Origin of the sequence: Rufibacter sp. DG15C (assembly GCF_001577755.1) — a bacterium.
Lineage (GTDB): Bacteria > Bacteroidota > Bacteroidia > Cytophagales > Hymenobacteraceae > Nibribacter.
Map to the genome: position 1 here is coordinate 3205265 of NZ_CP010776.1, position 12843 is coordinate 3218107.

Genomic DNA, 12843 nt, shown 5'->3' on the forward strand with positions numbered 1-12843 from the left:
ACGATTTTGCCTAGGCTTTGGCGTACGTCACCGATTTTACGGCTTCAATCACGCGCTGCACGTTTGGCAAAGAAGCTTCAATTAACGTAGGAGCATACGGCAACGGAACGTCGCGGCAGGTTACGCGTTTTACTGGAGCGTCTAAATAGTCAAACGCATTGTGCTGAATGTTGAAGGCAATCTCAGAAGAGATAGACGCCAACGGCCAGGCTTCCTCTACCACCACCAGACGGTTGGTGCGTTTTACAGACTCAATGATGCACTTGTAGTCAATAGGACGCACGGAGCGTAAGTCAATCACCTCAGCGTCAACGCCGTCTTTGGCCAACTCTTCAGCGGCTCCCAGGGCAATCTTCATCATCTTCCCGAAGGAAACAATGGTCACGTCCTTGCCTTTGCGCTTTACATCTGCTACGCCGATTGGAATTAGGTATTCTTCTTCCGGAACTTCGCCTTTATCACCGTACATCTGCTCAGACTCCATGAAGATCACCGGGTCGTTGTCACGGATGGCGGTCTTTAAAAGGCCTTTGGCGTCATACGGGTTAGATGGAACCACCACTTTCAAGCCGGGGGTGTTGGCGTACCAGTTCTCAAAGTTCTGAGAGTGCTGGCTGGACAGCATGCCCGCGCTACCTGTTGGACCTCTGAACACCATAGGGCAAGAGTACTGACCACCCGACATGGACATCATCTTAGCCGCTGAGTTGATCACCTGGTCAATGGCTACCAAGGAGAAGTTGAAGGTCATGAACTCCACGATAGGTCTAAGACCATTCATAGAAGCACCCACGCCAATACCGGCAAAACCCAGCTCAGCGATAGGCGTGTCAATCACGCGCTCCGGCCCGAACTCGTCCAGCATGCCTTGGCTTACTTTATAGGCACCGTTGTATTGGGCTACTTCCTCGCCCATCAGGAACACCTTTGGGTCGCGGCGCATTTCCTCTGACATTGCTTCGCGCAATGCTTCTCTGAATTGTATAGTACGCATGTTAAGTGGTTTCTACGTCAGTATAGGTTGTAAAATTAAGACTTGCGGCCTAAATAAAAAAACGCCGGGGCGGGTTAGGGCCTTCAAATCTCAGGTTCTTCTGTTTTTGGCCTGTTTTCTGGGAATTGAGTCAAAAACGGCCCTTTTTATTTTTGAAAAGCGCTGTTGAAGGCCGGTGTTTTATGGTAGTCTATAAACTCCAGGTCCTCAATGGCTTTGCCTGCTAGTTCTGCGTCTGCCTGAACCGCCTTCTTCAAGTGCTCAGTGAGCTGCTGCTCATTTTTAGTTCTGGCTCCCATCACCGCCAATAAATAATGGGTGGTGGCATCATTGGGCTGCAGGCCTAATACTTTCTGGGCTAGCTTTGCCGCGTCTTCATAATTCTCCTTCAGGAAGTAGAGTAGGGCGCGGTTGTATTGGGCGGCGTAGCCGTCTCCGGCGTAGGCCAGGCTGCCGGCGGCATCGTCATATTGTCCCACCTCTAGTTCAAGGGCGGCCTTGTCTGTAAAAACCTGTTGCAAGACGGGCAACGGGCCGCCCAGCTTCACGCTGTAGTTGTAGCTGTGCAGGGCCTCTAGGTAGTCGCCGTGCTGGTGGTGGGCAATGGCCAGGTTGTAGAACAGCTGGGCCGTGGGCTGACGGTGCGCGGCGTACCTAAAGTTGAGGATAGCGTTCTCCAGCAGGCCTTTCTTGACTTTCGGCTTCAACTCCTTTTGGGCCTGCTCCAGGTAAATCATGCCCAGGTTGTTCAAGGCGCGCCACTGCATGTGGGTGGCCACGGCCACCTCATACATTTTCTTCTTCTCGGCTAGGAGCGGGGTGAGAGTGGCAGCATACTGCATTTCCTCGGGGCTGAGGGCGTCCGTTCCCAGTTTGTTTTCTACAATCTTGCGGGCAGTCAGGTAGATTTCATAGTCCTTGCGCGGGTTGGGAATGTAGTCTACGGAGACCTCGGCGTAGCGCAGCACCGGGTACACGTACATCTCTAGGTACTCAAACGAGGGAAGCTTTTGAAGCAGGGCCTCTTTCTCTGAGAAACTGCCTTCGCCGTTGACTATTTCCAGGATCTCGTTGACTTGCTCTTTGGGCAATGCAGAAGTTTGCACGCGCCCTAAAAACGCGTCCCAGTTCTGTTGCAGGGACCGGACCTTGAACTTGACATTTTTGGTGTCATTGACATAGGACTCTGTGTCAAATTTCTGTTTGATGTACCGCTCCAGCGCTACTGCCCTGCGCGAGGCCAAGTTGCGGGCTGTCGTCTCTTCGGCGTCTGGAGAATGCGTGCCTAGAATCTCTACTACTTTGGTTTTTTTATTGGACAGGATGAAGTCATCCAACAGTTGCAGGTTGTTTCCGAAACCGTGTTTAAGCGTAGCCAGGCCCTGATCAAAGTAGATGGTGAATGTAAGCGGTTCATTACTTTCATTCTTGTACTCGCCGGGCACGTATGCTGCACCAAACGCGTGTTTGACTAGGTTGGGCGTGGTCCTGATACCGGGTGCCAAGGCGACCGGCTTGGTATAGCGCATCTTGCCTTTAGGGTTAGTGAGCACGCCCTGGGCCATCAACTGACCACGGGCCTTGGAAGGCGTGTAGGGAAAGCTGAAGGAGCGCTGCAGAAAGGCTTTGCCGGCCTCAAAATTATACTCGCCAAAATCAAAGGGCAGGGAGCCCACATGGTCTTGCGTGCCCTTGTCGGTTTTGTAGTACACCCGAATGCCGTACCGGTAATCTTTCTTGAGCAGGAGCTGGGGCACCTCGGCTTTCACTTCTACGGGCACCTCTTGACCGCGCGTCATGAGTACCTTGGGTTTTACGGTTAGGGTCTGTTGCCGCTCCAATTTTTTAACCAACCTTGGGAAGGTACAGGCGCTTGCCAAACACAATAAGAGCAGTACCAAGGCAGTTGAAAAGGAGCGGAGCGCGGAAAGGGGCATATCTAAAGTTAAGGAAATTCGTATAAAACGCCTTACAGCGGCAGTCAAAGATACACCAAAGCGCCATTTGCGGTTTTGATTATTGACGTTTCGCTTTAAAATTAAGTATCTTAGGCATCCTAATTCTCTTACCATGAAACAAGTGCAGTATTTCTTAGAAAGCCAGGCCTTCGGAGTGTGTACGAAACTCGGGGAGAAGCTGGGCTTTGCCACCAGCAGCATTCGGCTGTCGTTTATCTACCTGTCCTTTTTAACGTTCGGGTCACCGGTAATCGTCTACTTGATCATGGCCTTCTGGTTGAACGTGCGCAAGCACTTACGCCGGGAGCGCAGCACTGTCTGGGACGTCTAGGGCGGTAAACGTTTTCCGGCCTTTTATAAAATATTGCCAAACCACGCTTTTGCCGTACCAACCGGTCAGCTGCGTGGTTTCTTTTTTAGTGGGGAAGGCCGCTCGCTTCTCTTTCCAGTAGTGGTTCTTCTGCGCGAAGAACTCCTGGTGCGCGTCCCAGATGGCCTGCACCTGCTTAAACTGCCCCTTCAACAAAAACTGCACCGCCGCCACGCCGTCTAATATCAACCTGGTCAACAATACCCGGGTTAACTCACTGTCTGCCAAATTTTTATACAGCAGCGCCACGCCATTCCTGAAGTTGAGGAAGGTCTTTCTGGGGTTGGCCTTGGGTAGCGTGCCGCCGCCCACGTGGTATACCTGGCTCTCGCCCTGGTAATAGATCTGGTAGCCCAGATTCTGGAAGCGCCAGCAAAGGTCAATCTCCTCCATGTGCGCGAAAAAGGCTTTCTCCAATCCCTGGGCCTCCCAGTAGGCGCTGGCGCGCACCACCATGCAGGCACCTGTGGCCCAGAAGATAGGACGCGTGTCATCGTATTGGCCCAGGTCCTCTTCTACCGTGTCAAAGAGGCGGCCGCGGCAGAAGGGATAGCCATAGGCATCTAAGAAGCCACCGGCCGCGCCGGCGTACTCAAAGTGCATGCGTTGGTAATACGCCTTGATCTTGGGTTGGCAGGCGGCAATCTTGGGGTTGGACTCCATCAAGGAAACCAGCGGCGACAACCAATTGGGCGTGACCTCCACATCTGAGTTGAGCAGCACATAATAAGTGGCCTCCACCTGCTTTAATGCCTGGTTGTAGCCCTCGCAGAACCCGAAGTTCTCTGGCAAAAGAATCTGGCGTACCTGCGGGAAGTTCTCTGTTAAATATGGCACAGAGTCGTCTGAGGAATCATTGTCCGCGACGATGACCTCGGCGTCCTGGCTGTGTTCCAGGACCATGGGCAAAAACTGCTCTAACCAGCGGCGGCCGTTCCAATTGAGAATGACCACCGCCACGGTAGGTTTCTTATAATCCAAAGCCGCTCAAATCTAAGCCAGGGATGTTGGGCAGCATGCCCGAAGTGTGTTTCTTCAACTCCTCCTGCGCTTTCTCACCAGCGTCTGCCAGAGCCTTGTTGACGGCGGCCACCACCAGGTCAGACAGCATCTCGCGGTCCTCTGGCTTCATGAGGGTTTCGTCAATCTCAATTTTCAAGATGCGCTTTTCGCCGCTGGCCGTGGCCTTTACCAGTCCGCCGCCCGCCTCTGCTGAGACCGTGATGTGCTTGAGGTTTTCCTGGGCCTCTTTCATTTTGGCCTGCATCTCCTTCACCTTGCCCATCATTCCCATCATATCAAACATAGCTTCTCCTTTCTATTTAGTGGATAGGTAGAGGATCTCCACCTTAGAATTTTATTAACGCGAAACAGCTTTCCAGGGATTTTCCTGCGCTGCCTCTACTGCCAAAAGTACAGCCAAAGCCAAAAATTTCAAACGTAAAGTGAAATTCCGTTTTTGGCCTGATTTCCGGAAAACACCCCAAAAACGACTAACGCACCAGCGTGACGGGCCCGCTTTTGCTGAGCCGCTGACCGTTCACGTCTACGGCCTCAAACCGGTACAAGTAGGTGCCGGCCGGGGCTGGTTTGCCTTGGTAGGTGCCGTCCCAGCCCTGCCTAAAATCCTTGGTCTCAAAGACCACCTGGCCCCATCGGTTGAGCACCTGCAACTCAAACTGACTGGCAAACTTGCCTATGGCCTTGAACGTGTCATTGAGGCCGTCCTGGTTTGGCGTAAACGCATTTGGGAAGTAGAACTGAAAGGCCTGTTCTACGCTGGCCGTGTTAGAGTAACTTTGGTAAGTTGCGTTTCTGGCCTTAGAAAGAATACGGTAATTAAGGCGCTGGAAACGGTCCTGGGGGTGCACATCTACATAGCCCTGACCGGTGACTAGCGTGCTCCAGTAAACTGAGCCTTGCTCATCCAGCAGTTCTAAGGTCTGGCTATCAACGCCCTCCGGAAAACCTTCATACGCCGACCAACTCAATTTTACCTGACCATTCTGTTGCCGCTCGGCGGTAAGGATGGCCGGGCATGCGGTGTTACTTCTGGCAGAGGTGAGGCTACAAGAGTCTGCGTAGGTGGTTTGATAGCAGGGCCTGGCGGTTAAGGTTGGCAAAGTGGCGTCTACCGCATTTTTGGCTTGTTTTTCAGAAAGTAGACCAAAAACACCGTTGTTCAGGTTTCGGTAAATGCTTTGCTCCTTAAACGTTTCCTGGGCAGGGATAAAGGATTCTACCTGTACCTGGTTCTGCAGATTGAAGCTCACCAGCAGGAAAGGCGCCGCCGGTGGGGTGGTACCGGTTGTCACGATTTGCACGGGCAGGGAGATGCTTTGGCTTCCATTATTCAGCAAGGCCACCAATTGGTAAGTATAGGTTCTTCCGCAGGCCACCTGGGCGTCTGTGAAAGTAGTTTGAGTGCCTAGAAGATTTTGATAGAGTTGCCCCCCGCGCAGTAACTGGTAGTTAACCACGCTGCCAGGGCTAGGATTGGCCGACCAGGTGATTATATTTTGGCGGTCTCCGGCAGTGACTTGCAATCCTTGCGCACAGACCATGTTGGAGATAATGTCCTCCTGCCCGGTGCACACATTAATCACACGCACCCTAAAACAACCAGAGACAGATGGTAGAGACATAGTATGGGTGCTCTGCCCGAAAGGGACATTGGCTAAAGTAGTAACAGGAGAGAAGGTTCCGGTTGAAGAGGAGGCTTGTTCAACCATCAAATCATTAATGGCGCTGACTTGGATTTGCAATTGAATGCCGTTGGCCTGATGCGTTAACTTTTGAACGATGGGAGGCGAAGAAGGCACAGCAGCTTTGACCACAAACGTGCGTTCACAGAGCGTGCTGCTGACGTTCTTGAGCTGGGTGACGGTATAGATGCCGGGCGCAGTGAAGGTAAAAGACGTTTGCTGGGCATTGAAGTCCAGGCCGTTGCTCTTGTCAAAATCGTAGTACTCGGTGCCGCCCGTGGTATTGTCTTTAAACGTAATGCGCTGGCCTACGCAAAAAGTCTCTACTACCTGGTTCTGTTCATTGTAGGCTAAAAAGCACTGAGCCTGGGAGTTGAACGCCCAGCCACACACCATGAACAAAATCAGGAGAAGGTTTCTCACGCTATAATTTCTTGAAACGGAAACTTCCGAATAAACTGCACACTCAGCTGAATATCATCATGCAACACGCGGTCTTTCTCCAGCACAGGCACCTGCGTCCTGTAGGCTTCTAAGACGCGTTCTAAGGCGGGAGAGGTGCGGGCCGGGCGTCTGAACTCCATGGCCTGCGCCGCCGTCATCAGCTCAATGGCCAGTACGCGCTCCACATTTTCCAGCACTTTGTACGCTTTGGTGGCGGCGTTGGCGCCCATGCTCACGTGGTCTTCTTGTCCGTTGCTGGAGACAATGGAATCCACGCTGGCCGGGGAGCACAATTGCTTTGTCTGACTAACGATGGACGCCGCCGTGTATTGCGGAATCATCAACCCCGAATTGAGGCCCGGGTTGGACACCAGAAAATGCGGTAATCCTCTCTGACCAGAAATCAATTGGTACGTGCGGCGTTCCGAGATGCTTCCCCATTCTGCCAAGGCAATGCTGAAGAAGTCTAAGGCCAAGGCCAAAGGCTGACCATGGAAATTGCCACCCGACAAGATCAAATCATCCTCCGGGAAGATGTTCGGGTTGTCCGTCACCGAGTTCATCTCGGTGGTAATGACCTGCTGCACGTAGGCCAAAGCATCTAAACTGGCACCGTGCACCTGCGGCACGCACCTAAAGGAATATGGATCCTGAACGTGCTGTTTGTGCTGCTGCTGCAACTCGCTTCCGGCTAATAGGTGGAGAATAGTAGCCGCTGACTGTCGTTGCCCATTGTGCGGACGCACTTGATGGATATGCGGTTGGAACGGGTCTGCTTTTCCGTCAAACGCCTCTAGTGACAGGGCGGCCAGAACGTCGGCGGCGGCGGCAATCTGGCGAGCGCGTAGGCACAGTAAAACGCCATAAGCATTCATGAACTGGGTGCCGTTCAACAGCGCCAAGCCTTCCTTCGCCTGTAGTTGAATGGGGTCCCAGCTGAAGATGTCCAGAATTTCATGGCCCTTCAGTTTAAAGTCCTGAAACCGCACTTCGCCCAAGCCCAGCAAAGGCAGACACAAATGCGCCAGAGGAGCCAAGTCGCCGCTGGCGCCTAGAGAACCCTGCTGGTAGACGACGGGGAAAATTTCTCTATTGTAAAAGGAAATCAACCTGTTCACGGTAGCCAGTTGCACGCCGCTGTGCCCGTAGGCCAAAGACTGTACCTTGAGCAGGAGCATGATTTTCACCACCTCGGCGGGAACCTCATCCCCGGTACCGCAGGCGTGGGACATCATGAGGTTACGCTGCAGTTCTTCCAGGCTGTCGTGGCCAATGATGGTGTTGCACAATGACCCGAAGCCCGTGTTAATGCCGTACACCGGCGCCTGCGACCGCTCCAGCCGCTGTTGCAAGTACTCAAAACAGTGCGTGATGCGTTGCTCCGCATCCTGTGACAGGGCCAAGGACATGTTGCCGCGCAAAACCTGGCTTATTTGTGCTAAGGAAAACGGGGCCGCCGAAATCAGGTGTAGCTCAGGCATTAGGCAGAAAAGTAGGTTTGTAGATGATCAATAATCTCAGTGAGGCTTAAGCGGTGCTGTTCGCCGGTACGCATGTTGCGCAGGTTGAGCAGGCTGGTTTCCATCTCCTCAGAACCAATCAAGAGCACAAACGGAATCTGCTTCTGGTCTGCGTACGTCATTTGCTTTTTGAGCTTGGTAGAATCTGGGTAGAGCTCCGTAGAAATACCCATGGTTCTAAGTGCCTGCAACACGGGTAAGGAGTAGCGCATAGAGGCCTCGTCAAAGTTCGCGATAAGGACCTGCGTGATGGTCTGGCTACCTTCGGGGAAGAGGTTTAATTCTTCTAGCACGTCAAAAATACGGTCCACGCCAAAGGAGAAACCCACGCCTGACACGCCCGGCAACCCGAACATGCCCGTGAGGTTGTCATAGCGGCCACCGCCACTGATGGAGCCCATCTGCACGTTGTTAACCTTCACCTCAAAAATACAGCCGGTGTAGTAGGATAGGCCACGCGCCAGGGTCACATCCAACTGTAATTTGGCCTGTTTTACTTCCAGGCTTTCCAAATAACTTAACATGCTTCTGATGTCCTGCAAGCCGCGTTTCCCTTCGTCAGAGTTCTGCAGAAGCGTATCCAACTGCGGAAGCAAATCAGCCACCTCGCCAGTCAAGCCTAACACAGGTTGCAGTTTGGTGACAGCATCTGGGGAGAATCCTTTTTCTAGTAATTCCTGGTTCACCGCTTCCTGGCCAATCTTGTCCAGTTTGTCAATAGCTACGCACAAATCTGCCTCGCGGCCGTTGGCGCCAATGGCTTCGGCAATGCCCGCTAATAAGCCACGGTGGTTGAATTTAATGGTAAAGTCATCCAAGCCCAGGGTGCTCAACACCTCGTCCATCATGAGGATGATTTCGGCCTCGCAGAGCAGGGAGTTGGTGCCTACCACGTCTGCGTCGCACTGGTAGAATTCGCGGTAGCGGCCCCGCTGAGGACGGTCGGCGCGCCAAACAGGTTGGATCTGGTAACGCTTGAACGGGAAGGCCACCTCGTTGCGGTTCATGACCACGTAGCGCGCAAACGGCACGGTTAAGTCATAGCGAAGGGCTTTCTCTGATATTTTTGGGGTGAGCGGCTTGGAGCCTTTCTCCAGGTCCTGCGCCGTGATCTTGCTGGTGTAGTCACCAGAGTTGAGGATCTTGAAAATAAGCTGGTCGCCTTCGTCGCCGTACTTGCCGGTTAAGACAGACAGGTTTTCCATGGCCGGCGTCTCTAGCGGCAAGAACCCGAATTTCTCAAACGTGCGCTTGATGACAGAAAAGATATAATTACGTTTCACCACCGTGGCCGGCCCGAAATCACGGGTGCCTTTGGGGATGGATGGTTTGTCTTTGCTCATGGGTAAAATGGGTAAGTCCGCGAAGATAGCAAAAACCAATGAGTTGGCAGGAAGGGCAGGAGAGAAGCTAATAGGAAATCGTTTTTGACCTATTTTCCGGAAAACAAGCCAAAAACGAAGCTGCTTTTAAAAAAGGCGAAAGGGTAGCTTTACCTGCGAGTGAGCCGGATTTAGTACCTTCACGTTCCAAAATTGAATTTGAATCGCCATGACGTCTGTTTCGCTTTCTTGCTACATTCTTACCCACAACAGCCAGGAGTATCTGGAGCAAGTGATTGCTCCGCTGCAGTACGTAGTGGATGATCTGGTGCTCATAGATTCGGGCAGTACCGATAGAACCAAAGCCATAGCCGAACAGTACGGAGCTCGGTTCGTGTACAGGCCGTTGGACAACTTCAAGAACCAGCGCAATTTCGGGTTGGAGCAATGCCAGCATACGTGGGTCTTGAGTCTGGATTCTGACGAGGTTCCTGACCAAAGTTTAGTGGATGCTTTGCGAATTTTTAAAGAAACGGCAGGCACTACTAATATTCAGGCGTTAAAAATTCAGCGTAAATGGGTGGTGATGGGGCAGGAGGTGCAGACGTTTTATCCTATCAAGAGCCCAGACTTCCCGCTAAGGTTGTTCAGAAAAGACGTGGTCAACTTCAATGACCGAAGTAACATGGTGCATGAAACCCCAAGTGGTCACGAGCGGGAAGCTACTTTAGACGGATTCGTGCTACATTACACGTTCAACAAAGTAGAAGACCTCTACAGAAAGCTGAACCTCTACACCTCCATCGCCGCGCAAGACATGGCCGCGAGGGGCAAAAAAGCCAGTTGGAATAAAATCCTGTTCAGCCCGTTTGCCGCCTGGGTGAAATGGTACCTGATCAAGCAAGGATTCAGGGACGGCGCCGTAGGTTGGGTCTTAGGGCAATATGCATATGATTATACTTTACAAAAGTATTTGAAGCTTCGATTTGATTTAAAGCAGAAGTAAATCCGTTTTTGCCCTATTTTCTGGTAAATAGGGCAAAAACGGAATTCCCATTAAACAGCAGAGGCGCCTACTAGGGCGCCTCTGCTGCTATATTAAATCTCGGTGAGATCGTCTTCCTTCTGGTGGAGCCAGCTTAGGTTATACAAATCCTTCCGGCGGTCTCTTAGGTTGCGCACGCTGCCGGTGGTGTTCAGGTCCTTGAGCAAGTCCAGGTCCAGGTCGGCAATCAAGGTCATCTCTGTGTTAGGCGTGGCCTCAGCGATGATGGCATCATGCGGGAAGGCGACGTCTGAAGGCGAGAATACCGCACTTTGGGAGTATTGGATGTCCATGTTCTCTACGCGGGGCAGGTTACCTACGCTTCCTGTAATGGCCACGTAGCACTCGTTCTCAATGGCGCGGGCTTGGGCGCAATGGCGCACACGCAGGTAGGCGTTCTTGGTATCCGTTTGGTACGGCACGAACAAGATTTTCATCTCTTGGTCAGACAACATACGCGCCAGCTCCGGGAACTCCACGTCATAGCAGATCAGGATTCCAATCTTCCCGAAGTCGGTGTCAAAGACGTTCAGCTTGTTACCACCGCGCATCCCCCAATAATGGGCTTCGTCTGGAGTCACGTGCAGCTTGTATTGCTTGTCATAGGTACCATCGCGACGGCATAAGTAGCTTACATTGTGCAACTTGTTGTCAATGTACTCAGGCATGCTGCCCGCAATGATGTTGATGTTATAAGACAAGGCCAAGTGAATCAGCTTCTCCCGGATGCCGTCTGTATAGTCCGCTAGTTTTCTGATGGCCGCCGAAGGTGATTTCTCATCCGTCAAGGCCATTAACGGCGCGTTGAAGAACTCGGGGAACATGACCATGTCGGCTTTGTACGAGCTCACCGTGTCCACGAAGAACTCCAGCTGTTGCTCAAAGTCTTCCAAAGAGGTCATCTGGCGCATCTGCCACTGAATGACGCCAATGCGCACCACCTTTTTGGTACCGCCCACAAGCTTTTCCTTCTCTTCATAGTAAACGTTAATCCACTCTAGTAGAGATGCATACGCCTTGGATTCTTTGTCCTGCGGCATGTAGCCTTTGATGATTTTTCTTACGTGGAAACCGTTACTCAGCTGGAAGGTCAGGATAGGATCGTAGATTTCCTTGTTGCGGACCTGTTCAATGTACTTGCCCGGGGTCATCTTATCAGAATGCTCTTTGTAGCCGGGGATGCGGCCACCCAAAATGATACCACGCAAGTTCAGGTTTTCGCATAGCTCCTTGCGGGCATCATACAGACGACGGCCTAAGCGTAGGTTGCGGTACTCTGGGTGCACAAATACGTCCACGCCGTACAGCGTATCCCCGTTGGGATCATGGGTGTCAAACTTTCCGCCACCGGTAATCTGCTCGTAGCTGTGCTTGTCTCCAAACTCAGAATACTGCACAATCAGGCCCAGGGCGGCCGCCACTACGCGGCCCTTGTCTTCAATACACAACTGGCCGTCTGGGAAGCGCTTTAGCAGCGAGGAGAATTCTTTCTGGGTCCAGGAGCCGCCCAGGTTGGTGTAGACCAGCTCCATGATTTGTTTCACCTCCTTGTAATCGGCGGTGGTAAGCGGACGAAGTATTAATTTATGTTCGGTATTTTCACTCATAGTAACTGTAAATTTTGCTCAAAAAGACAAATGTGCGTTTGGCCTACCAAAGGTAACGCAATTTGCTCAGTTTCTGTTTTTAGCCTGATTTCTGGCAAATAGGCCAAAAACGACAAAGGCCCTTACATAGAAGAGCCTTCGCCTGAAGCATAACGCAACGTTTTATACTTTAATTTCGGGGATGTCGCCTTCCACAATCAGCTTTCCTTCGGTGGCCGCCTGAATCTCTTCTACGGTCACGCCCGGCGCCCTTTCCAATAGCCTGAAGCCCTCTGGCGTTACGTCAATTACCGCTAAGTCCGTTACAATCTTCTTCACGCAGGCCAGGCCAGTGATAGGAAGTGAGCAGTTTTTTAAAAGCTTGGACTGACCGTCCCGGGAATTGTGTTGCATAGCCACGATGATATTTTTAGCCGAGGCCACCAAGTCCATGGCGCCGCCCATGCCTTTCACCATCTTGCCTGGAATCTTCCAGTTTGCAATGTCGCCGCGCTCAGAAACTTCCATGGCGCCCAGAATGGTCAACTGCACATGTTCGCCTCTGATCATGGCAAAGCTTTCGGCTGAACTGAAAAGGGAAGAACCAGGCAGATACGTCACCGTCTGCTTGCCCGCGTTGATCAAGTCTGGGTCTACCTCTGCCTCAGTGGGGAAGGGGCCCATGCCCAGCAATCCGTTCTCAGACTGCAAGACCACGTTCATTCCCGCTGGAATGTAGTTGGCTACCAAGGTGGGTATGCCAATGCCCAGGTTCACGTAGAAGCCGTCTTCTACTTCCTGCGCTATTCTTTTTGCTATGCCGTGTTTATCAAGACTCATGTTGTTCGTCAATTTGAAGATGTGAAGATTTGGAGATTTGAAAATGGATCTTCTGGTTC

At 52.1% G+C, this 12843-nt stretch carries 11 protein-coding genes; 2 read left to right on the forward strand and 9 right to left on the reverse strand.

The window, feature by feature from the left end; translation table 11 throughout:
- Positions 1 to 10: 10 nt before the first annotated feature.
- Both TH61_RS13705 and TH61_RS13710 read right to left on the reverse strand, forming a co-directional pair.
- A complete protein-coding gene (locus tag TH61_RS13705) occupies positions 11 to 994 on the reverse strand; it encodes a pyruvate dehydrogenase complex E1 component subunit beta (RefSeq protein WP_066510458.1) in 984 nt (327 codons plus the stop codon).
- A gap of 146 nt (positions 995 to 1140) precedes the next feature.
- Entirely contained in the window at positions 1141 to 2793 is a 1653-nt protein-coding gene (locus tag TH61_RS13710) for a tetratricopeptide repeat protein (protein WP_157600721.1), read from the reverse strand.
- 271 nt (positions 2794 to 3064) lie between these two features.
- On the opposite strand from TH61_RS13710, the gene TH61_RS13715 reads away from it, so the two are divergent.
- The gene (locus TH61_RS13715; RefSeq protein ID WP_066510462.1) at positions 3065 to 3283 is read left to right on the forward strand and encodes a PspC domain-containing protein; all 219 of its coding nucleotides are present in this window, start codon (positions 3065 to 3067) and stop codon (positions 3281 to 3283) included.
- Here TH61_RS13715 and TH61_RS13720 read toward each other — a convergent pair.
- The 5 genes from TH61_RS13720 to hisS form a co-directional block, all read right to left on the reverse strand.
- Complete coding sequence (locus TH61_RS13720) at positions 3248 to 4303, reverse strand: glycosyltransferase family 2 protein (protein WP_231862225.1); 1056 nt, start codon at positions 4301 to 4303, stop codon at positions 3248 to 3250. The genes TH61_RS13715 and TH61_RS13720 overlap by 36 nt on opposite strands.
- Positions 4293 to 4628, reverse strand: a complete 336-nt coding sequence (locus tag TH61_RS13725) for a YbaB/EbfC family nucleoid-associated protein (RefSeq protein ID WP_066510468.1) — start codon at positions 4626 to 4628, stop codon at positions 4293 to 4295. Before TH61_RS13725 ends, TH61_RS13720 begins: the two co-directional genes overlap by 11 nt.
- Before the next feature lie 187 nt (positions 4629 to 4815).
- Complete coding sequence (locus TH61_RS13730) at positions 4816 to 6450, reverse strand: gliding motility-associated C-terminal domain-containing protein (RefSeq protein WP_066510470.1); 1635 nt, start codon at positions 6448 to 6450, stop codon at positions 4816 to 4818.
- On the reverse strand, positions 6447 to 7952 hold the full coding sequence (gene hutH, locus TH61_RS13735; RefSeq protein WP_066510472.1) for a histidine ammonia-lyase: 1506 nt from the start codon (positions 7950 to 7952) through the stop codon (positions 6447 to 6449). The genes TH61_RS13730 and hutH overlap by 4 nt, the downstream gene beginning before the upstream one ends.
- Positions 7952 to 9334, reverse strand: coding sequence for a histidine--tRNA ligase (hisS, locus tag TH61_RS13740; protein WP_066510475.1), 1383 nt, complete (start codon positions 9332 to 9334; stop codon positions 7952 to 7954). The genes hutH and hisS overlap by 1 nt, the downstream gene beginning before the upstream one ends.
- Before the next feature lie 208 nt (positions 9335 to 9542).
- Between hisS and TH61_RS13745 the strand changes: the two genes are divergently transcribed.
- Positions 9543 to 10319, forward strand: coding sequence for a glycosyltransferase family 2 protein (locus tag TH61_RS13745; RefSeq protein ID WP_066510477.1), 777 nt, complete (start codon positions 9543 to 9545; stop codon positions 10317 to 10319).
- 92 nt (positions 10320 to 10411) lie between these two features.
- Here TH61_RS13745 and TH61_RS13750 read toward each other — a convergent pair whose 3' ends face one another.
- Both TH61_RS13750 and TH61_RS13755 read right to left on the reverse strand, forming a co-directional pair.
- Entirely contained in the window at positions 10412 to 11965 is a 1554-nt protein-coding gene (locus TH61_RS13750; RefSeq protein ID WP_066510479.1) for a bifunctional GNAT family N-acetyltransferase/carbon-nitrogen hydrolase family protein, read from the reverse strand.
- 162 nt (positions 11966 to 12127) lie between these two features.
- A complete protein-coding gene (locus TH61_RS13755) occupies positions 12128 to 12784 on the reverse strand; it encodes a 3-oxoacid CoA-transferase subunit B (RefSeq protein WP_066510482.1) in 657 nt (218 codons plus the stop codon).
- Positions 12785 to 12843: the final 59 nt, after the last annotated feature.